This is a genomic window from Stenotrophomonas sp. TWI1149 (genome assembly GCF_039673155.1).
Taxonomy (GTDB): Bacteria; Pseudomonadota; Gammaproteobacteria; order Xanthomonadales; family Xanthomonadaceae; genus Stenotrophomonas; species Stenotrophomonas maltophilia_AA.
Window position 1 is genome coordinate 108486 of record NZ_JBDJLB010000016.1, and the last position, 22072, is coordinate 130557.

The 22072-nt window shown below is 65.1% G+C and carries 14 protein-coding genes and 1 pseudogene; 11 read left to right on the top strand and 4 right to left on the bottom strand.

All coding sequences use genetic code 11. The features are described from left to right. Positions 1-214: 214 nt before the first annotated feature. On the top strand, positions 215-1777 hold the full coding sequence (locus ABE424_RS17315; protein WP_346492089.1) for a MobA/MobL family protein: 1563 nt from the start codon (positions 215-217) through the stop codon (positions 1775-1777). Between the two features lie 575 nt (positions 1778-2352). Here the strand turns inward: ABE424_RS17315 and ABE424_RS17320 are convergent. From ABE424_RS17320 to ABE424_RS17335, 4 genes are all read right to left on the bottom strand, one after another. Further along, positions 2353-2838, bottom strand: a complete 486-nt coding sequence (locus ABE424_RS17320) for a hypothetical protein (RefSeq protein ID WP_346492090.1) — start codon at positions 2836-2838, stop codon at positions 2353-2355. A 35-nt stretch (positions 2839-2873) separates the two neighbouring features. Next, a complete protein-coding gene (locus tag ABE424_RS17325; protein WP_346492091.1) occupies positions 2874-4322 on the bottom strand; it encodes a nuclease PIN in 1449 nt (482 codons plus the stop codon). Next, the gene (locus ABE424_RS17330) at positions 4322-6187 is read right to left on the bottom strand and encodes an SIR2 family protein (RefSeq protein ID WP_346492092.1); all 1866 of its coding nucleotides are present in this window, start codon (positions 6185-6187) and stop codon (positions 4322-4324) included. Before ABE424_RS17330 ends, ABE424_RS17325 begins: the two co-directional genes overlap by 1 nt. Before the next feature lie 392 nt (positions 6188-6579). After that, the gene (locus ABE424_RS17335) at positions 6580-6975 is read right to left on the bottom strand and encodes a ribonuclease inhibitor (protein WP_346492093.1); all 396 of its coding nucleotides are present in this window, start codon (positions 6973-6975) and stop codon (positions 6580-6582) included. A 310-nt stretch (positions 6976-7285) separates the two neighbouring features. On the opposite strand from ABE424_RS17335, the gene ABE424_RS17340 reads away from it, so the two are divergent. From ABE424_RS17340 to ABE424_RS17385, 10 genes and pseudogenes are all read left to right on the top strand, one after another. After that, positions 7286-8143 (top strand): CoA ester lyase, encoded by an 858-nt coding sequence (locus tag ABE424_RS17340; RefSeq protein WP_346479803.1) that lies wholly within the window; start codon positions 7286-7288, stop codon positions 8141-8143. 85 nt (positions 8144-8228) lie between these two features. After that, complete coding sequence (locus ABE424_RS17345; RefSeq protein ID WP_346492094.1) at positions 8229-10676, top strand: sodium:solute symporter; 2448 nt, start codon at positions 8229-8231, stop codon at positions 10674-10676. Between the two features lie 93 nt (positions 10677-10769). Continuing rightward, entirely contained in the window at positions 10770-11651 is an 882-nt protein-coding gene (locus ABE424_RS17350; protein WP_179459446.1) for a LysR family transcriptional regulator, read from the top strand. Positions 11652-11894: 243 nt separating this feature from the next. Beyond that, a complete protein-coding gene (locus ABE424_RS17355) occupies positions 11895-14069 on the top strand; it encodes a TonB-dependent receptor (protein WP_346492095.1) in 2175 nt (724 codons plus the stop codon). A gap of 163 nt (positions 14070-14232) precedes the next feature. Beyond that, positions 14233-15471 carry a serine hydrolase domain-containing protein gene (locus ABE424_RS17360; protein WP_346492096.1) on the top strand — a complete coding sequence of 413 codons (1239 nt, stop codon included), beginning with the start codon at positions 14233-14235 and terminating at the stop codon, positions 15469-15471. Beyond that, the gene (locus ABE424_RS17365) at positions 15468-16421 is read left to right on the top strand and encodes a ribokinase (RefSeq protein WP_346479799.1); all 954 of its coding nucleotides are present in this window, start codon (positions 15468-15470) and stop codon (positions 16419-16421) included. The genes ABE424_RS17360 and ABE424_RS17365 overlap by 4 nt, the downstream gene beginning before the upstream one ends. A gap of 37 nt (positions 16422-16458) precedes the next feature. After that, entirely contained in the window at positions 16459-18648 is a 2190-nt protein-coding gene (locus tag ABE424_RS17370) for a formylglycine-generating enzyme family protein (protein WP_346492097.1), read from the top strand. Further along, the gene (locus ABE424_RS17375; RefSeq protein ID WP_346492098.1) at positions 18645-20510 is read left to right on the top strand and encodes a beta-L-arabinofuranosidase domain-containing protein; all 1866 of its coding nucleotides are present in this window, start codon (positions 18645-18647) and stop codon (positions 20508-20510) included. Before ABE424_RS17370 ends, ABE424_RS17375 begins: the two co-directional genes overlap by 4 nt. A gap of 137 nt (positions 20511-20647) precedes the next feature. Beyond that, positions 20648-21784, top strand: a pseudogene (locus tag ABE424_RS17380) (CoA transferase); the annotation flags it as partial. 27 nt (positions 21785-21811) lie between these two features. Beyond that, positions 21812-22072: transaldolase family protein (locus ABE424_RS17385; RefSeq protein WP_346501986.1), on the top strand; the 261-nt coding region annotated here is incomplete at its 3' end.

The window sequence follows — 22072 nt, forward strand, 5'->3', positions numbered from 1 at the left end:
TGCTCGTCAAGTTTGCACCGGCTTTAAGATTTGAAGCCTCTCGAAATCGAAAGGATCGAAAAAAAGGGGCTTAGAAGAGGGAAGCAAGAGCGCACTTAGGCAATGTCTTCGACATTGCGTGCGCAAAGGGCTTCGCCCCTTGGACCCCAAGCGCGCGCGCTTGCGAAAGCAGAAAGCCGAGGCATAAAGAGTGGGAATCCCAAACGGAGCCTGTATGGCCATTTACCACTCCCGTGTCAAAACCTTCAGCCGCGCACGCGGCGACTCATCGGTCGCAGCCGCCGCGTATCGCGCTGGCTTGCTGCTGGTCGACCACCTCACCGGCCGCCGCCACGACTACCGTCATCGTGGAGGCGTGGTGGAAACCATCTGCTTGGCCCCTGACGGCTCGCCCGACTGGGCTTTCGTGCCCAGCGAGCTCTGGCCAGCGGCCGAGGTCGCTGAGAATCGTAAGAACTCCACCGTGGCCCGGGAGTTCGAGCTGGCATTGCCACACGAGCTTGACGAGTCACAGCGGTCTGAGTTGACCGCTGCGATCGCAGAGGCCCTCGTGGGCCGCTATGGATTCGCGCTGCAGGCGAGTATCCATTCGCCTGGCACACGGGACGGGTTGAACCACCACGCCCACATCCTGGCCACAACCCGGCGCATGACACCCGAAGGCCTCGGAGAGAAAACGCGGGAGCTCGACGGTGGGTCAAGCGGGCGCGGAGAGATTGAGTGGGTGAGGGCGACCGTGGCCGAGCTCACCAATGCGCATCTGGCCATGGCAGCCATAGACGCTCGCGTTGATCACCGGCGTCTGGAGGTGCAAGCAGAAGATGCGATGCTTAGGGGCGACCTGGTCGAGGCCATCGCGCTGACGCGGCCCCCCACTCAGCACGTGGGAAAGAATGCCAGTGCTCTCGAGCGCAGGGGTGTGAACACCGACCGCGCGGCGGCCAATGAGCAGATTGCTGAAGACAGCGAAGCCCAGTTTGAGGCCACCATCAAACAGGCAAGGCGGGAAGGGCGTGCGGTTGCCACGCCGTCCGGCCACAGCGCGGAGCAAGCCAGCTCAGAGCGTCGCCGCTCCACTGCCTCCTACCGCGTGGGGACGGGCCTAAAGATTGAGGGCGTCTCCGGTGTTCGGGCGAGCGCGTTGGGGCTGGGGGCACGTCCCTCGCTGGACGGCGAGCCGCCTGTGGCGTCTGTGGAGGAGCTGGTCGATGAAGCTGTCTTGGAGCTGCGCGATGTGCTCGCCTTGAGCCCTGTCCTGCGTCTCCCCAAGACTGAGCGAGTAGTCAATCACTGGGTGTCCGGGCTCTCGTCGCTGGTGGATGGGCCGGAGATCAGAGGCCACCTGCGTGCGGTGATTGACCGCCTGCAGCAGCTGCGCCGAGGCTTGACTGCTTTCGCAAAGCGCGTGGCGGCGGTGACGCGGGCGGAGCGTTTGTTCCACATGGCCGAGCAGGCATGGGAGCAGTTCAATGCCGATTGTCCGCGCCCTGCCGGGGATTGGTCGGCACATGACTGGGAGGCGCGCCGGGGCCGTCGGCTGGCGACATTGGACAAACGAGCGACGGAGCTCAAGCAGTTCAGGGCGGGCGCAACGGAGGAAGTCAGGGCGCGATGTGAGGCGGAGGTGCTGCGGCGGACAGATGCTCTGGAGCATCGCTGTTCGGAACTGTTGGTTGACTGGTCCATGGAAGATGGATTGCTGCCATCCGGTGAAGGGGCCTCGCAGCCAGTTGCTGAGGGAGTCGCTCCAGGCCGGCGGCCCCGTTTGGGCCGCTGAGAAACGCAAGAAGCCCCGCAGATGCGGGGCTATCCTTGACCAGAGAGCGGACCGGCTAAGTCAGTGGAAGGTAGGACCCTTGCGTTGACCTGCTTCTGGTGGCGTCGGCTTCTTGTTCATTCGGCTGGCACGCCATAGCTCCACAGAGCTTGGCATGACGGGCAGCGCGCTGCGATCGACGATAGATCGCCTGACCGCGATACTAGGACGATCAGCTAGGCTAGGCCGGAGGGCGGGAGCGGCAGGGCCGCTTGCCCCGTCATCGACGGATGGCTCTACATCCCGCGAGAGCTGCAAGAGTGCGCCGGCGACATCCCAGGCGTGCTGAACGTCCTCCATGCGCTCCGTCAGCTCTCGCGTAGGCCCTTGCCACAGCAGGTGGCCGAGAAGCTTGGACGCGATTCGAAGTTGAGGGGATGGCATAAAGCTCCTTGGCGTAGTGGAAGAGATCTCCATCCAAGCAGCTATTTCCGTATCGGCAAGGGCCGGCGATGTGCGCGGATTCACAATAATGAAATCCGGTAGCCCGCTGGATTCTTCAGTTGCCGTTTGTGTCTGGGAAATGGGCTTGACGACTACCCAATCGCCGCTCCAGTGAGGCCGCCCAGCACGCTTGCAAGGATGGGGTGCTCTAGTAGCTTGGCCAGTCTGGATTTTGCCTCTGCCTTTTGGTCTTCCGTCCCGCTTGAAGACTCGATGGCATGCGCGAGCGTTTGGACCGCACCGACAACGTTCTGGGTGTTGTGGTCCCCGATCTGGATCGAGTGGGAACCTTGTATGTTGATGGTGTGCGCTCGCTTTGGGTGTGCGGGCGGAGTTCCAAGCGTAAGTTGAAAATGTGGTCCAAAGCCACCGATCCCTACGTCGTAAAACGGAGCGCTCAAGATGTAGGAGCGCTCAGTTTTCCCGCCGGGAAGAGTCCGCGTCACATAGTCACCGGGGTCTACGTCTGCGTTCGGGTCGTCCAGGATTACGGTAGTTCCTGCAAACTTGGCCTGATAGGGGCCTTTGATGTCTCCGGACTGCTTCTCGATGAAGGCTTCCTGCTTCTTGCCGATCATGACATTGATCTCCTTTCCTGCGTCGCTAGATGGGATTACATGAACAATCTATACGGGTAGCTGTTTCCAGGAAGATCTTGGACGTTGGAGATAGTCCTGGCGAGCTTCTGGGAGTAGCGAATGCTGACGGGCACCGGGTCGTAGAGCGCGTCGTTGTTCCAGTCCATTTTGGTCAGCGCCAGCGTTTCATGGGCAATCGTTTCCAGTGGCCCGCTTCCCGAATGACGTGTTAGCAGGAGCGGTCGGGGAATGCTCTTCCCACCTTGGTAGTAGTCGGACTTGCTTGAAACGTCTGGAACATTGCCAGCGGCCCAAAGAAGAGCGGACGTGCCCGACCGGGGGACAAAGGTGCCTCGAGGAACCGGATATCTCGCGGGCTGGGTGGGCGCGGTGCCGCCGGAGGATTTGACCAGCCATACTCCCCGCCAAGTCGGTCTGGAGCTGATCTCAATGCATTCCACCTCGGGGACGGCGGTCAACGCATCGCGAGCACCTAGAACTTCGTCCTCCTTGAACGCATTGCTCTTATGGATGACCATTCGCCGAGGAAGAATGCCTCCATTGCGCTGTTGGTAGATCGACAGACTGCGGGCAATGACCGCTCGCATGTCTTCTCGTGACAAGAACGGATTCCGTCGTGCTTCGCGCACGTCCTTGACCGGATCCTTGGCCTCGAATGCCACAAACTGCATGCCGCCGCCATCCATGTCGAACACCTGCGAGCAGCAGGTGACAAAGTGGGTTTCGTCGTTGACCCTTTTCAGCGCGTATGCCAAACCTATGTAGGCGGTATCCGCGGGCACTCCCGCCAGAGGGGCGAGCTTCCAAGGAATGCCGCCGGCTTTGACATAGAGCGCGATCGACAGCCTCCATGCCAACTGCGCCTTGTTTGAGAAGCTGAAGGTTCGGTCGTTGACCACCTGAGTCGGAATGCCGTGCTTTGCTCCCAATGCCTTGAGGACATCGTGCGCGTCGAATCCGTCTCCGGACGTATAAGGAAGCCACGCCTCTGGCAGATGGACTAGGACCACATCAAACTGCTCGTGCCTTGTGCTTAGTTGCGAGAGGGCTGCCTCGAAGGCGGCCACTAGGCGATGTTGAAGGGTGCCGGAGCCTGGAAGATCGTCGATGGAATCCGGCCAACGGATGTGGTTCGCCTTGTCGGAGGAAGCCAAGTCCACGCCGAAGACGCTGGCGAAGCCGGGAAAATCTGGTGCGTAGCCGCTTCTGTCGCTGGCCGAATGTTGCTGCTTCAGCGATGCCATGAGCGCGCCACGAGTCTTGAACGCTCTGTCTGGGCCCACTGTGGCAATGCGAACGGTGGGCGTGAACTGGCTGAATGTCTGGGACGAGAAGGGGCCGTAGTGCGCCAGCCCGCGAAGGGGGTGGACATCTCGCCCCCCAGACTGTTCAGGAGAAAAGGCCAGCTCCGGTTCCGAGAGCAGGGACAGCGGCGGTAGCTGCGAGCGAGAAACATCTACCATCACTGTCTCCGGTCAAAGTATTTGTCGTGATGTCCAGGACGACTGAAGCCGGTGAGTGGTGAAATGCGGAAAGCCGCATCGACTCCCTCTTGAGCTTCGATTCCGAACGCTTGAAAGGTGATGCCCCGTGGAGAGGTTAGCAAGTTCGCCCACGCGTCGATGATGCTGGCCCAAGCGCTGTTGTATTTGGTGGCCCACCGCTCTCTTCTCCAGTCAGCGGTCGGATCTGGCCGGCGCTGCGACGACCAAGCCAGTGGGTCGCTCTCGGCTGCGTCTGAAGGAGCAGCCCGCTCATCACGCGGCACTTCCACGGCGGTGTAGGGGTCAAATCCGCACCACCAGCGTCCCTCAATCTCTTCCAGCCGAACCGAAATGGCTTCGTTGTAGTTGCGCCCAGACTTGGTCCCCGTGAGCTCGCTTCCGTAGGCCGCTCTGAGCTTGGACAGTTGGCTTTCGCGGCGATGTCGCTGCTCGTCCCTTTCGCCCTCTCTCGCGCTGGCAACCATAAGGGAGTGCCCAGAACGCTTGAGTCTGGGAATCAGCGGTCGCCGCCGAGCCAAAGCTCGCAGGAGGGCGTCATAGGTGAGTCCTAACGCCCAGCTGTCTCGGATGGGGTCCAGCGTCCAATGCCCGTTGAGTGTCGGATTCAGTGTGTCCAGTGACGCCAGTATTTCTGCGTCTTTACCGAAGGCTGCGAGCTCATTTCCAATCATTGCCACCGCCGCCCGGCACTTGCTGGTCTTGAGCATTTCCCGCACTTCAAAGATGGAGGATGGATGTCCCAGGGTTATTTTTCTGGCCATGGTGGGGAGGCTCTCCACCAGCAATGCGGAGAGGCGCAGCACGGGGAACTTCCGAGCTTCCGCCGTGCGCACGGGGATGGGAGCTGCAAGCTGGGCAGGCTGGAACGACAGGACATGGTCCAGCAGTGGCGCTGGAAGGCTGATTTGATTGAGCAGGTCGCCGGCCAACTCGTCGAACGTCGCGGATTCGATGATGAAGACATTGACGCCCGCAGAGGCAGCCTTTTCCAAGAGATCATTCACAGCCGGCAGGAGCTTGGAGCGGGAAGACGCGCACCAATAGAGGCCACTAGGGAATGGGTTCTCGTAGGTGAGGACGGACTCAAGCGCCTCCATCACGGAGGAATCGCGGCCGCTATAGCCGACGACGACAAGAGCGAATCGCTTGCAGGCTTCAACCATGGCCCGGCGCAGGTCATTGTCTTGGGAGGCAAGTTCGCTCGTGGTGTTCTTAAGGGACGTCGAACGGTAGTCACCATGAAGCTTGGCGATGAGGGGCCAGTCAGACTCATCCAGGCAGCGCGTAGCCAGGTTGGCAGAGTCTAAGGTCGCAACCGTCGGCTTGGCTGCGATGCCAGGAGGCATCAGCGATGCTGCCAGTAGGCTGGATTCTTCAATAAGCGGGTCGAAGTTCGTCGTAAAGACGCATGGGGTCTTTGCCGCCGTTACTAGCCCGGCCAGCATGCGGTGCCCAAAACAGGGCGTGCCCTTGCTGATGGCGTCATCGATGTATTGCCGTCGATGGGTTTCTTGCGGATAAATAGCCTCGAACGCCGCCGCATACTCGGTAGGATCGTTCGGAGGCGGAAGGAGAGGGGTGCGAGAGAAGAACTCGTCAATGCGCTGAACCCATAGTGGATCACTAGGGTCGACGTTGCGGCGAGGGAACCGGGTCTCTTGGCAGTAGAGCCTGGCTTTGAAGTCCAGGATCATGTCGTAGCCGGTCGGTATGCCCGAGGCCGCAGAAGCGCCGGCGCCCAGAAGCCACGCATGGAGCTCGGGTCGGAGGCTGAAAGTGGTTGCGAACTTAGATGCAGAAATAACCTGGATGGATTTCGTCATCAGGCAGCTGTTTAGTGGCCAAGTGAATGGGGCAACCCAATCCTACTACTGCTCCTGTCTCATCTCCTTGGACTCGGAGATTGGAATCGATTTCAATCACCAAAATGTCGCGCCCTGGCCTTGGGTTGCGCGTTGCGGCGATGTTGCGATTTAGATTCTGTTGCGACCAACGCAAGCAGGCAGGTCTTGCTGCACAAGGGTTTGCTTGCATAAGATCCCGCTGCACCCGTTTTGCTTCATCAGCGGGGTGTGTTCGGGCTGCTTCTCTGTCACGCGGGGTCCATCACAGTCGGGGGCAGCCCGGAAGGCCGCCTGGTCGGCCATTGTAGGGGAGGGGGCGGGCAGGGCGAAGGGCGTCCGGCGCAAGCGGCACCGGCGCGATGCGCAGCCGCTCAGTCCGTGCGCAGGTGCAGGGTGGGGTGGGCCGCGAACACGTCCATGAGGATGTCAAAATAGGTCTGGCCGGCGCCGCGCACCAGCGCGTCCAGCTGGGCCTCGATTCTCGCGGCATTGAACATGCCGGGCCGCATCTGCTTTTCCTGCAGCCAGGCGCGGGTGGCCGCCACCCCGAGCGCGGCGCGGCTGTGTGCGATGTGCGTCCAGTGCACGGTGGCGGACGGGTGCCCTGCCAGTGCGCCGTAGCCGCCGTAGAGCAGGTCATCGAGCGCATCCAGGCTTGGGGCCAATTGCCAGTCCTCGCAGGCCATGAATACGCGATTGATCTCGGCGTAAAAGCCGGCGATATCGTGGATGGCGCTTCCGTCCAGCACCAGGGTTGGGCCAGTCATGCCCAGGTCCGCGCGTCCAGGTGCTGCGCGCACCAGGCGGTGGTTGTCGACGGCAGGGTGGGTTTATGCATCGGCAGCAGTCCTCTTGACGCGTTTGGTGTGTGATTTCCCGAGACGCGAGTGTGCGGTCACCACGGCAGGTTCGAGCAACCGATTGTGCGCGCAACACGGTGCTGTCCGACGCTCTTCTGCTCGTGGTGCACTGCAGCGCTGTGGGCGGTCGAAACAAATGCTATCCAATGAATGTCCGGGACCGCACTTTTAAAGGGCTTTCAATTCTGCAGACTGCGCGGGTTGATGAGGGAAAACCATGCGTAGCAAGCTGTTCGTCCCCGGCGCCCGGCCGGAACTGTTCGACAAGGCCATGGCCGGGGAGGCCGATGCGCTCTCTTTCGACCTGGAAGATTCGGTGCCCGAGGCCGGCAAGGCCCAGGCTCGCGACCACGTCGCCGGCTTCCTGCGCCGCGTGCAGGGCGGCGCCGGTGACAAGCAGTTGATCGTGCGCAGCAACGGTACCGACAGTGCCCATTTCGGCGCGGACCTGGATGCGGTCGCGCTCCCCGGCGTGGGCCTGCTCAACCTGCCCAAGATTGAATCGGTGGCTCAGCTGCTGGCGGCCATCGTCCGGCTGGAACGGGCTGAGCGGCGCAATGGCGTGACGCGCCCGATCGGTCTGCTGATCAACATCGAAACCCCCAAGGCCCTGCGCATCGCCGCCGAACTGGCCGGCGCGCACCCGCGCGTGGCTGGCTTGCAGCTGGGGCTGGGCGACCTGTTTTCGCCCAACGGGATCGACCGCGAGCCGAGCAATGTGCATGCCACGCTGTTCGCGCTGCGGTTGGCCGCCGCCGAAGCCCAGGTGTTCGCCTGCGACGGCGCATTTCCGGACGTGGCTGACAGCGACGGCTTCCTGGCCGAGGCGCAGATGGCCAGGCAGTTGGGCTTCATCGGCAAAAGTTGCATCCACCCGCGCCAGGTTGGCCTGGCCAATGCCACTTTCAGCGTGCCGCCAGCGATGCTCGAAGAGGCGCAGCGGATTGTTGCCGCCGCCGCCGGTGCCGAAGGGCAGGGGCACGGCGCGTTCCTGTTCGAAGGCCGGATGATCGACCTGCCGTACCTGCGCCGTGCTCAAGCCCTGCTTGCCGCGTCCTCTCGCCCGCTTGCCTGATTGCGGTATCGGGATGCATCGACCACTGTCTCTTACCTGCGCTTTTGCCGGTTTCGGCGTTGCCGCACTTTTTCCGGGTAATTTCATGCACAAGCCTGCACCGTCCGCGTTCCTTTCCACTGTGCTCCTGCGTTGCGTGCGCAGCGTGCGGCTGGTTGCCGCCGCTGTCCTGCTTGCCGGGAGTGGCGCCGTGGCTGCCGAGAGCCTGACCACGGTGGCGACCGGCAACCTGCCGGCACTGCCGGCGCAGATTGCGCCGGGCGGGCTGGTACATGTGGACGGGCGCCTGGTGGCACTCAGCCATGACGGTGCCTGGGAACTGCGCGCCGACAACAAGGCGTGGGATGCGTTGCCGGCGCCGGCCGCAGGGCAGCTCGATGGGCTTGAGGGCAGCGTCAGCGCGGCAGGGCGCACCTATCTGTTGCAGGGCCTGGCTCCGCTTGGCGACCGCCTGCAGCCGGTGGTGCTGAACAACGACGCGCTGGTTTTCGGCGCGGCCATTGCACTGCCCGAGCCGCTGCGCAACGCGCAGGCGGCGACCCTCGATGACGCGCTGTATCTGGTGGGCACCGATGCGGCTGGCAGCGCCCAGCTCTACCGCCGCACCGCGGCGGCAAGCGCTGCCGCCTGGCAACATCTGGAGGACCTGCCGCAACAGGGGGTTGCCAGCGCATTGCAGGCGCAGAAAGGCGCGCTGTACCTGGGCCTGCGTACCGGCGCGGGCAGCGACCAGCTGTGGCGCCGCAACGCCGACGCCAGCTGGCAGCAGGTCGCTTCCCCGAACGGCACGATCGTGGCCGGATCGATGCGCGCGCTGGGCCAGGCGCACCTGCTGATGCTGGTGAAGGACGGCAGCGGCGTGACTCACGCGCGCACCTTCCACACCATCACCGACGCATGGACGACACTGGATACGCCGATTGCCGCAGCGCCGCAGGCCGTCACGGCGTGGGGCAACGGACTGGCCTGGGCAACCGCGGGCGCTACCGGCAGCCAGCTCCAGTACGCCGAAATGCAGGGTGGCAAGCACCTGCTGCGCTGGCTGGACTGGACGGTGATCGGCATCTATCTGCTCGCCATGCTGGGCATGGGCTTCTACTTCTACCTCAAGGATAAGAACGCTTCCACGGCGGACTTCTTCGTCGGCGGTCGCTCGATTCCGTTCTGGGCGGCCGGCATCAGCCTGTATGCCACCAACACCAGCTCGATCAGCTTCATCGCCATCCCGGCCAAGGCCTTCGATACCAACTGGCAGTACCTGACCAACAACCTGATCGCGGTCGTCGGCCTGATGTTCGTGGCGGTCTGGATCGTGCCGCTGCTGCGTCGGCTGGACCTGATGAGCGTGTTCTCCTACCTGGAGACCCGCTTCCATCCGGCGATCCGCATGCTGTCCAGCGCACTGTGCATCGTGATGCAGATCGGCAGCCGCATGAGCGTGATCCTGTTCCTGCCGGCGCTGGCGATCTCCACGATCACCGGTGTGGATGTGGTCTGGTCGATCATGCTGATGGGCGTGTTCACCATCATCTACTCCACTGTGGGCGGCTCCAAGGCGGTGATCTGGACCGACGTGGTGCAGGTGATCGTGATGTTCGGCGGTGCCTTGTTCGCGATCGGCTTCATCTTCCTGCAGACCGGCGGCGACATGCCGCAGCTGCTCAGTGCGGCCGCGGCGGAGGACAAGACCAAGCTCTTTGATTTCAGCTTCGACCTGACCAAGGCCACGGTGTGGGGCTTCATCTTCCTGGTCGTGTTCGATGTGGTGCTGACCTTCCCGAAGGACCAGGTGTTGATGCAGCGCACGCTGTCCACGCGCTCGGACAAGGAAGCCGGGCGATCGATCTGGGCGTTCGCCGCCATCATGATTCCCGGCGGCTTTGTGTTCTACGGCATCGGCACGGCGCTGTGGATGTACTACCGCAACAACCCGGAGCGCCTGAACCCGCTGTTGCCGATCGATGCGACCTTCCCGCTGTTCATCGCCGCCGAGCTGCCGGCCGGTGTCACCGGGCTGATCATCGCCGGCATCTTCGCCGCGGCGATGTCGACCCTGTCGAGCATCATCAACTCGATCTCCACGCTGGTTTCGGTCGATTTCTACCAGAAGCTGGTCAAGAACCCGAATGAAAAAACCGCCGTGCGCGTGGCGGAATGGTCCGGCGTGGGCGTCGGGCTGATCGGCATCGGCATCGCGCTGGTGATGAGCCGCTACGACATCCACTCGCTCTTCGATGTTTCCATCGAACTGGCCGGCCTGCTCGGCGGCGGCTTCGCCGGTGCCTACACGCTCGGCATGTTCACCCGCCGGGCCAATGCGCAGGGCGTGGCGATCGGCGTGGCCGGGTCGGTGCTGATCACCCTGGTCTGCTGGAGCATGGACCTGGTGCACCCTTACTTCTACCTGGCGATCTCCATCCTGCTGTGCATCGTGATCGGCTACGTGGCCAGCCTGTTCTTCCCGGCGCCGACCCGCTCGCTGAAGGGGCTCACCATCTACAGCGATACCCCGGCCGAAGCGGCGGCCCCATGACCATCACCCCTGGCGTGGCGGCGCGCGGGCCATTGGTCCAATCGCATTACGCCGGTGGCTCGTGTAGGTTGCTGACGCGCTGAGAGGTATTTCGTGGAAACCCAGTTCCTGAGTACGTTCGTCACAGTGGTGGACCGCGGCTCCATGGCCGCCGCGGCCCGCTCGCTGCATATCACCCCGGCGGCGGTCGCCCAGCAGATCCGGACGCTGGAACGCGAGCTGGGCGCGCCGCTGATCGCCCGCGCCGGGCGAACGGTCAGCGTCACCGAGGACGGCGCGCGCATCCTGCAACGGGCGCGCGACCTGCTGCGCCAGGTGGCCGACCTGCGCAGCGTGGCCAACGAGAACGACATCGCCGGCGAGCTGCGGCTGGGTGCGTGCCCGACCGCACTGGCGGGCCTGCTGCCGGACATCCTGTCGCGGATGGTGGCGACCTTCCCGCAGATCAATGTCTTCATCAAGCCGGGCTACTCGGCCGATCTGTACAGGGCCGTGGAGGCTGGCGATCTGGATGCGGCGATGGTGCTGCAGGCACCGTTCGCGCTGCCCAAGACCTGCAAGTGGCAGCAGCTTCGCGAGGAACCGCTGGTGGTGCTGGCACCGGCCCACCTGGGCAGCCGCGACCCTCACGAGCTGCTGCGCGAGCAACCGCTGATCCGCTACGACCGCCACGAATGGGGCGGGCGCCTTGCCGATGACTATCTGCGGCAGGCCGGTATCGTGCCGCGCGAACGGTTCGAGCTCAATGCGCTGAACGCCATCGCGGTGATGGTCGACCGTGGGCTCGGTGTATCGCTGGTGCCGGACTGGGCCAAGCCATGGCCGGAAGGCTTGAATGTCGTGCGCATTCCCTTGCCGCAGTGCAGCGAACCACGCCGGATCGGGGTGGTCTGGTCGCGTTCGTCGGTGCGCATCCGCCTGGTGAACGTGCTTCTGGAAGAGGCGCGCGTCGCGTTGACCGAGCCGCAACGCTGACACCACGGGTTCTCGCGTGGTGTGCGGTGCGAGGCGAAACAAATCCTAGGCTTTGAACATACCTGAGCGCAGTTCTATCGCCGTGGAGCCGCGCCTAGGCTCTCGCCTCGTTGCCGGACAGGACGTGGAGACCCGCAAGGGAACCGCATCGACCGGCGGAGGGGCGAAAGCCCACGCGCGTCATCGGTGGCGACGGCTCCCCGGCCGGCTGTCCCGCATTTCCATATCGGGGGGGAGAAACGAATGATCAAGCCACTTTCCGCGGCCATCAGCACTGCACTGTTCGCCTGTGCCATCAGCCCTGCCATGGCGCAGAGCACGACGCCGACCGATCTGGACCAGGTGATCGTGACCGGCAGCCGGACCCTGATCTCGATCGAGAAGGTCCCCGGTGCAGTGACGGTGGTCAACCAGGAGCAGGTGCAGCGCACCCTCAACCTGACCGAAGACGCGACGGCGGTGCTGGCGCGCATGGTGCCGGGTTACTCGGAGTCCTCGCAGGCGATGAGCAACAGCGGCGAAACCCTCCGCGGCCGCGTGGCCCTGCGTCTGTTCGACGGCGTGCCGCAGGGCTCTCCGCTGCGCGAAGGCAGCCGCAATGGCACGTTCACCGACATGGGCGTGATCGGCCGCATCGAGGTCATCAACGGCCCGTCGGCCGCCGAGGGCATCGGTGGCGCCGGTGGCGTCATCAACTATCTCTCCAAGAATCCGGAAGTGGACGGTCACCAGACCACGGTGAACACGCGCTATGGCACCCAGTTCAAGGATGACAGCGGGCAGTCCAAGATCGGCATCACCCACACCTTCAAGGGCGATGCCGCCGACTTCCTGATCAGCGGCGCCTACATCGACCGCGGCATCGCCTACGACGGCGACGGCCGCCGGGTTGGCTTGAACACCTCCGGCTCGCTGTCCGATTCCTACAGCAAGAACCTGTTCCTCAAGGGCGGCTACAACTTCGGCGAGGGCCAGATGCAGCGCATCCAGGCCAGCTACAGCAACTTCCATATCGGTGGGAAGCACAACTACATTCCGGTCGAAGGCTGCCGCTACGACGCCGTGGAGTGCCCGGTGCCGAGCACCAACACCGCCGAGAAGGGCTCGATCAAGGATTCGCTGGCCGAGTTCAACGATTTCGAACAGTTCGCCGCCAAGTACACCCATGCCGACTTCTTCGGCGGTGACCTGAGCGTGGATCTCTATTGGGCCAAGCAGGCGATGCGTTATGTGCCGGAGAACGGCACGGACCGCCAGCTGGTCAAGCCGGCCCCGCCGGAAGACCAGCGCATCTGGGACCAGTCGGAGATCAACTCCGAGAAAAAGGGTCTGCGCGCGGCCTATGCCTACAGTGGCCTGTTCGCGGTGGAGGGCCTGCGGCTGCGCACTGGCCTGGACCTGGTGGAAGACACGGCCGAGCAGCGCCTGGCATTGACCGACCGGGTCTGGGTGCCGCCGATGAAGTACACCAGCCTGGCACCCTACGCGCAGCTGAGCTGGGACATCGGTCCGGTGACGCTGGATGCGGGCATCCGACGCGAAGACGGCCAGCTGGAGATCGACAGCTATACCACCACCGCCTACCGCGACTTCACCCCGGTGCAGGGCGGCAAGCTCGACTACAAGGCCAACCTGCCCAACTTCGGCGCGATCTGGCGCATCACCGATGCGTGGTCGGTCTTCGCCTCGTATTCGGAAGGCTTCGGTATCGCCAACGTAGGCATCCCGCTGCGCAACATCCAGGCCAACAGCCCCTGCAAGGCGGTGGCGTGCATCGCCGATCTGCAGCCACTGATCACCAAGAACAAGGAAGTGGGCTTCAACTGGCGCGGCGAGCAGGCACAGGTCGGCATTTCGGGGTACCGCTCGACCTCCGAGTTCGGCTCGTCGCTGACGGTGGACAAGGTCACCGAGGACTTCATCCTCACCCGCGCACCGACCCGCATCGAAGGCGTTGAATTGAACAGCGCCTGGACCTTCAACGACCAGTGGAAGGCGACGCTGCTGTACTCGCGGATCCGCGGCCAGACCCAGTACTACGACGGCTCGGGCCTGAACAAGGAGATGGGCATCCTCGACATCTCGCCGGACAAGGTCAACGCCTCGCTGACCTGGACGCCGAACGATCGTTTCGATGCGACGCTGGGCGTGAGCCGTACCTTCAGCCGCGACCTGCGCGAAACCTTCGTCAATCCGTCCAACGGCGCGGTCTATCTCAACGAAGAGGATACCTACGGCTACGCGCTGTGGGACCTCAGCATGAACTACGACACCGGGACCTACGGCAAGCTGTCGCTGGGCATCGAGAACCTGCTGGACAAGCAGTATGTGCTGACCTGGTCGCAGCTGCCGGGCTGGCAGAACTTCTTCTCCGGTCGGGGTCGCATGGTGTCGCTGACCCACACCTTCACGTTCTGACCGTCACCGCCGGGCCGGCGCTGCGGAGCACTGCAGCGCCGGTCCGTTTTACTTGCCTTACCCTGTCATGACGTTACCGCCACTGACAGCAGGAGAGCGGATGTACTGGCCATCGCACGGACCGGCCCACGCCCGTCATTGCCGCCCACGAGCATGCCTGGCCATGCTCGCGTTGCTGACGCTGGTCGTCGGGCAGGCTGCGGCGTCGTTGCCGGAGCCGCCGGCTGCACCGCCGGGATTGCCGGTGGTCGATGCCTTCCTGCACGAATCGACCGGCCCCCAGGGCTATACCGGCGCGGTCGTGCTCGTGATCCACGACGGCAGCATCGTGCATGACGCTGCCTACGGCTGGCAGGACCTGGCCCATGCCAGGCCGATGCGAACCGACAGCATTTTCCGCCTCTATTCGATGACCAAGACGGTGGCCTCGGTGGCCGCCATGATGCTGGTGGAGGAGGGGCGGCTGGATCTGGATGATCCGGTGGCGCGCCACCTCCCCGAGTTCTCACACCTGCAGGTCTTCGCCGGGGGCACCGCCGCGGCGCCGCAGCTGCGGCCGGCGACGCAGACGCTGACCGTCCTCCATCTGCTCACCCACACCGCCGGCTTCGCTGCGGGCGGCGAGGGGTTCGAGGCCGTCACCGCGCTGCTGGAGCGCCAGCAGGTGCAGGCAGCGGACAGCCTGGCCGATTACACCGCCCGGTTGGCCCGCGCTCCACTCGCGACCGAGCCGGGCACGCGCTTCCGCTACGACAGCACCTCCATCGAAGTTCTGTCGCGATTGGTGGAGGTGGTGGGCGGGCTGCCGTTCGAGCAGTTCCTGCAACAACGCATCTTCCGTCCACTGGCGATGGCCGATACCGGCTTCGTGGTACCGGCGCGCGATCGTGCGCGGGTGGTCGAGCTGACCACCATGGGCGAGCACGGTGACCTGGTGCTTGCCGATGAGGTGCACGCGCGCGAACCCGGCAGCCCGCTGCGGCCGTATCCAAGCGGTGCCGGCGGGCTGTACTCCACGGCCGGCGACTACGGCCGGTTCGCGCAGATGCTGCTCGATGGCGGGCGCCATGGCGACACGCACCTGCTTCGTCCCGCCACCGTGGCCCTGATGATGCAGAACCAGCTGGTGCATACCGCCTTGCCCAGGCCGGTGACCGAGTTCAGCGATGCCGAGGGGTTCGGCCTGGGCGGTTCGGTGCTGCTGGACCCGGCCATGAAAGGACGCACCGCATCGGTGGGTGCGTTCGGCTGGTCGGGCGCGGCCTCGACCTACTACACGATCGACCCGGCGCGCCGGTTGGTCGCCATCCTGCTGCTGCAGCATCTGCCCGGCGGCAACGACGACCTGCCGCGCATCAGTACGATGTTCTACAACCGCGTTGATGAGGCCCTGGACCCATGAGTAGTGCGGCACGTTCCACCGTTCTCGTCGCCGGCTCGGCCAATCTCGATTTCGTCGTGCGCGCCGCGCATGTGCCGGCGCCGGGTGAGACCGTGCTTGGCCATGGCTTCAGCACCTTCCCGGGAGGCAAGGGCGCCAACCAGGCCGTGGCCTGCGCGCGTGCCGGCGGTGCGACGACCCGGATGCTGCTGGCCCTGGGCGAGGATGATTTCGCCATGCCGATCGAGGCGTCGCTGCGGGACGCCGGCGTGGACCTGTCGATCGTGCGCGATCCTGCGCTGCCGACCGGCACCGCCTTCATCTGCCTGGCCGACAGTGCCGAGAACGCGATCACGGTCGCACCCGGTGCCAACCTGGCCCTGGGCGAGGAACACCTGCCCGCTCTGGACGGCGTCGACTGGCTGCTGCTGCAGCTGGAAACCCCGCTGCCCACCGTCACCGCGTATGCGCGCCGCGCCCGCCTGGCCGGGCTCAAGGTCGCCCTCAACGCAGCACCGGCGCAGGCACTGCCCGACGCGCTGCTCGCACTGCTGGATGTACTGATCGTCAATGAGGGGGAGCTCGACGTGGTGGCCGGCCATCCCCCGGACCTGGCCACGGGGCTGGCGCGCGTGCCGGTGCCCTGCGTGATCGTGACCCTGGGCGCGCGCGGCTGTCTGGCGCGGGTGAACGACACGGTGCTGCTGCAACCTGGGTTCCGCATCGATCCGATCGACACCACGGCGGCCGGCGACACCTTCTGTGGCGCGCTGGTCGCTGCGCTGGCCGACCATCAACCGATGGCCGGGGCGTTGCTTGCCGCCACCGCAGCCTCCGCGCTGGCCTGCACCCGTCTGGGTGCGCAGTCGAGCATTCCCACCCGCGCCGAAGTGCTGGCGCTGCTTGCAGACCCCGCGCGCGTTCCCGATGCCGACGCCCATGCCGCGCTGGCGGCAGCGTGTGCGCGCTGATGTACCCCCTTTCCGTTTCCTGCTGGATGCCTTGCCCATGACCACGCCGTATCAGAGCCCCGACTACGAGACCGACGCAGCCGACTACGGGCGTGAGGCGATCCGCACCGAGTACAAGTTCTCGCACGTGACCACCGGGCGCTACCTGCCGACCCCGGGCAAGGCGCCGGCGTGGCCGTTCGCCGACATCGGCAGCTGGATGATCGATGCCAATGCGAGTGCGGGTGATTGGCTGGAAGAACTCAAGGACTGGCGCCGCGAGCATCTGGTCCGGATCGGCTATACCGATGTGAATTACCGCCGCCCGGAACTGCAGTGGGCGCAGCGCAACTTCGTGCATGCGCAGATGATGGTCGAGGACCGCTACTTCTTCGATGCGGCCACCGGCCAGTACACCGTCGATCGATATCTGGACGATCTGACCGAACGGTTCGGCGGGCTGGACTCGGTGCTGATCTGGTACATCTACCCGAACATTGGCATCGATGACCGCAACCAATTCGATCTGGCGCACGACATGCCCGGCGGCCTGGCGGGATTGCGAACCGCGGTGCAGGCCTTCCAGAAGCGCGGCGTCAAAGTGTTCCTGCCGGCCAAGCCGTGGGATCACGGCACGCGCGACCCGGGCGTGACGCACTGGGATGGGCTGGCTGAGATCGTCAAGGCGGTCGGTGCCGATGGCATCAACGGCGATACCTTCAACGGTGTGCCGCGGGCGTTCTTCGATGCCTGCGATGCACGCGGCAACCCGGTGGTGGTGCAGCCCGAGTCCACCATCAGTTCCGAAGAGCAGCTGATCTGGAACGTGCAGAGCTGGGGCAAGAAGGCGCCGGATGGCCCGGTGCCGCCCGTTTCCAAGTGGAAGTGGCTGGAGCCCCGCCACATGGTCAACTACGAGAACCGCTGGGGCCGCAACCGCAATCACGACCTGCAGTACTGCTTCTTCAACGGCATCGGCTACAACGCCTGGGAGAACATCTGGGGCGTCTGGAACCAGTTCACCCCGCGCGACGGCGAGGCCCTGCGCCGGATCGCCACGCTGTACCGGCAGTTCCCGCAGCTGGTGGTCTCGATGGACTGGGAGCCGTACCAGGTCTGCCTGCAGGGCGGCATTTTCGCCAGCCGGTTCCCGGGCGAGGGCATCGTGCTGCACACGTTGATCAACCGTAACGAGTACGCCGTGGACGGTGAGCAGATCGCGCTGACGCATGCGGACGGCACGCGTTACTACGATGCGTGGCATGGGTGCGCGTTGACGCCGCGGATCATCGACGGCGCGGCGTACATCGAGCTGCTGATGGAAGCGCGCGGCTTTGGCGCGATCCTGAGTGTGGCTGCAGATACCGCGGTCGAGGGTCTGGACGATTTCCTCGCGGCGACCGCCGAGCGCGCACAGCAGCCCCTCACCAGCTACTCCGCCGCGTGGAAGGCCGCTCCGCAGGAGCTGCTGGCGATCGCCAGCACGCCCCCGCAGGCCGAGGCGCCGACCGGCATGGTCACGATCCCCGCCGGCGAGTTCCTGTTCCAGGTGGGCGGCATCGAGATCGAGGGTTTCACCTGGGCCGGCCTGGATGTGCAGTTCCCGTGGGAAGACTGCGCGCGCCGCCACCATCGCCGGCGCATGACGCTGGCATCGTTCCATATCGATCGCCACCCGGTCACCAACGCGTCGTTCAAGCGCTTCCTCGATGCGAGCGGCTACCGGCCGGCCGATGATCACAACTTCCTGGCGGACTGGAAGGATGGCGCGCCGCGTGCGGGCTGGGACAACAAGCCGGTGACCTGGGTCTCGATCGAAGACGCCCGTGCGTACGCGGCGTGGGCCGGGAAGCGCCTGCCGCACGCGTGGGAATGGCAGTACGCCGCGCAGGGCACTGACGGGCGCCTGTATCCGTGGGGCAACGCGTGGGATGCGGCGTGCGTACCGCGGGTCAATCGTGGCCGTCGCCTTACCCCGCCAGCCGATGTCGATGCGCATCCGCAGGGTGCCAGCCCGTTCGGGGTGCAGGACCTGGTCGGCAATGTGTGGCAATGGACCGATGAATTCAGCGATGCGCACACCCGCGCGGCCGTACTGCGTGGCGGCAGCAGCTATCAGCCGCAGACCTCGCATTGGTACTTCCCGCAGGCCTACCGACTGGACCAGCACGGCAAGTACCTGCTGATGGGACCGTCCAAGGATCGCTCCGGCACGGTCGGCTTCCGTTGCGTGGTGGATGCGGCATGAGCCGTCTGCATCCCGCCGCCCGCGGCATGACGCTGGTCCCGCCGCAGCAGGTCACCTTGCAGGGTGTGCTGGGCGATGCCTTGGCAGCCAACCGCAGCGGGCGCCTGAGCACGTTCGTCGTCGATGAGCACAGCGCGCCGATCAGCATCTTCAGCCAGGCGCACAAGCACCAGAACCATGAGGGCGACTGGTACGGCGAACATGCCGGGAAATGGCTGTCGGCCACCGCACGCGCAGTGGCGCAGGGCGGGCAGCCGCAGCTGGAGGCTTCGCTGCGCCGCGTAGCCGACTGGTTGATCAGCCAGCAGGACGACGACGGCTATCTTGGCAATTATGCGGCCGAGCGCCGCTTCACGGTGCCGCAGCCGCCGAAGCCGGAGAGCTGGAACGGCGAGCCGGCGCTGCGTACCTGGGACATCTGGACCCACAGCTATCTGATCCTCGGCTTCCTGGAAACGTGGCGCGCGCTGGGCAATGCGGCCTATCTGCAGGCCGCGTGCCGGATCGCGGACCTGTGCTGGCAGGCGCTGGAGTCCGGGATCGACATCACGACCCTGGGCAATCATCACGGCATGTCCGCCACGGTGCTGTTGGATCCAGCAGCCGATCTCTACCTGGTCACGGGTGAGCCGCGCTACCTGGCGCTGGCCGAGCGCATCCTGGCGCAGGCCAACGCCAATCCGCGGCTGGCGCTGCTGGACAAGGCGCTGGCCGGCGAGGATGCGGCGTTCATCGCCACGGGCAAGGCCTACCAGCTGAGCTGGAACCTGGTCGGGCTGGCCAAGCTGTACAAGGCCACCGGCCAGGACGAGCATCGCCAGGCCCTCGATCATCTCTGGCACAACATCCGCGAGCAGCACCTCACGCTGGGCGGCGGGCCGTGGGGCGGGGTGGCGCACCGATCGCGTGAAGTGTTCAACGCGCCGCGCACCTTCTTCCCGCAGGCCTATGTCGAGACCTGCTCGGTGCTGGCGTGGATGCAGCTCAACCGCGAACTGCTGGCCATTACCGGCCATGCACGCTACGCCGACGAACTGGAGCGCACCGCCTACAACGATCTGCTGGCGGCGATGGCCCCCAATGGCGAGGACTGGTGCTATTACACCTATCCCAATGGCCGGCGGGTACACACCACGTACTGGCGCTGCTGCAAGTCCAGCGGCGCGATGGCGGTGGAAGAGCTGCCGCAGGTGGCCTATGGGATCGCGGCCGATGGCGGGCTGCGGGTCAACCTCTACGGGCCGGGCGAGGCCACATTGCTGCATGCGCAGGCCGGCGCGGTGACCCTGCTGCAGGCGACCCGATTCCCCTTCGACGGGACGGTGACGATCACCGTGCTGCCCGAATGCATCGCAGCCTTCGGTATCGGCGTGCGGATACCGGACTGGACCACGGGCGCGCGCATCGAGGTCAACGGGCAGCCCGTGGCCGCCGAGGCGGGTGCGGACGGGTTCGTGCAGGTGCAGAGGACCTGGCAGTCCGGCGACACCCTGCGGGTGCACCTGCCGATGCAGCCGCGCCTGCACCGGGCGGCCAACATCAACGTGCAGGAATCGCGTGCGCCGGATGGCGCGCCGGTGGCGCAGGAGGTACTGCGTTGGGAGTACGTGGGGCTGAGCTACGGGCCGCTGGTGTATGCCACCGGTCTGATTGACGGCTACAAGACGGACGAGACGGTACGACTGCCTGACCTGCCGCCCTCGCAGTGGCTGCAGGTGGGTGAGGATGGCGGCGAGGGTGCGTCGATCACCCTGCAGCTGGACTGCCGTGGCCCCCTGACGTTCGAGCCCTACTACCGATGCGGTGGCCGCGATCAAGGCAGCTGGCGACTGACCTGGCTGTCGCTGGCGCCCTCGGACTGACGGCATGGCGATGTTCGGCGGCCACGCAGCCGCCGACGCCGCAGCGTGCTTTTTGTCCACGCAGAACATACCCACACGATCTGTTTCTTCCCGTTGGCCAGGAGGAAACTTCCCTCAAGGTATCGAGTGTATTGACCATGACCGGAAGCAACCCCAGTTCTCCATTCGCCATTGCCCAGCGGGAGGGCGCCATCGGGCCGTTGAGCGGCATCCGCGTGCTGGACCTGAGCGCTTACATCGCCGGCCCCTACGGCTGCACGCTGCTGGCCGACCAGGGCGCGGAGGTGATCAAGGTGGAGCCGCCGGTCGGCGACAACCTGCGCCGCTATCCGTCCACGCTGGAGGCGGAGAGCCGGGCGTTCCTCGGCGTGAACCGGTCCAAGCGGGGCGTGGTGCTGGATCTGAAGCAGCCCGACCAGCGTGCGGTGCTGATGCGCCTGGTGCGCGAGGCCGACGTACTGGTCCACAACTTCCGGCCCAGCGTGCCGGTGCGCCTGGGTATCGATTTTGACAGCCTGCACAAGCTCAACCCGCGCCTGGTGTACTGCTCGGTCACCGGCTATGGCGAGCAGGGGCCACTGAAGGACAAGGCCGGCTACGACCAGGTGCTGCAGACCATGACCGGCATGTGCACGATGCAGGGCAAGACGGGCGGCGCTCCGGAGATCCTGTATGGCTCGGTCGTCGATTACTACGCGGCGGCGCTGGTGGCGGCCGGTGTGTCGTCGGCCCTGTACGAGCGCGAGCGCAGTGGCGAGGGCCAGTTCGTGGGGGTGTCGCTGCTGCGCAGTGCGCTGACGATGCAGTCGGCGCGGATGATCTGGGCCGAGGGCGAGCCGGAGGGAGTGGGTCGCGATATGCGCTCTGGCGGTGTCACCGGCATCCATCCCACCGCGGACGGGTATCTGTACATCTCGGCCAATACGCCGCGCTTCTGGCAGGCCCTGTGCGAGCGGATCGGGCTCCCGGAGCTGGCCGCTGACGTGCGCTACGACACGGTGCGCAAGCGTGCCACGCATGCCGAGGTACTGCTGCCGCAGCTGCACGCGGCGCTGGCTGCACGCAGTGCACTGGCGTGGGAGGCCTTGTTCGGTGAAGAGGTTCCCTGCGCGGCCGCGCGCCAGGTGGAGGATATGTTCGACCACCCACAGGTGCTGGCCGAGGCGATGATCACGTCGCTGCCGCATCCGCTGCTCGGCAGCTATCGCGGCATCACCCGGCCGATCGTGTTCGGCCGCACGCCTGGCCCGGAGCCGTTCGCGGCACCGGTGTTCGACCAGGATACGGCGGCGGTCGGTGCGATGGCGTCGCTGTCCAGACTCTCCCAGCTGCGCGATCTGTCCGTGGTGGTTGCCGATACCGGCGATGTCGAAGCGATCAAGCGCTTGAAGCCGGTCGACTGCACGACCAATCCCACCCTGGTGAAGAAGGCGCTGGATCTGCCGGTGTATGCCGATCTGATCGACAGCGCGCTGGCCTGGGGCCGCGAGCAGGGCGGTGAGCGCGAGACCATCGTGCACGCGGTGGCGGATCGGCTGACCGTGGGCGTGGGTACGCTGCTC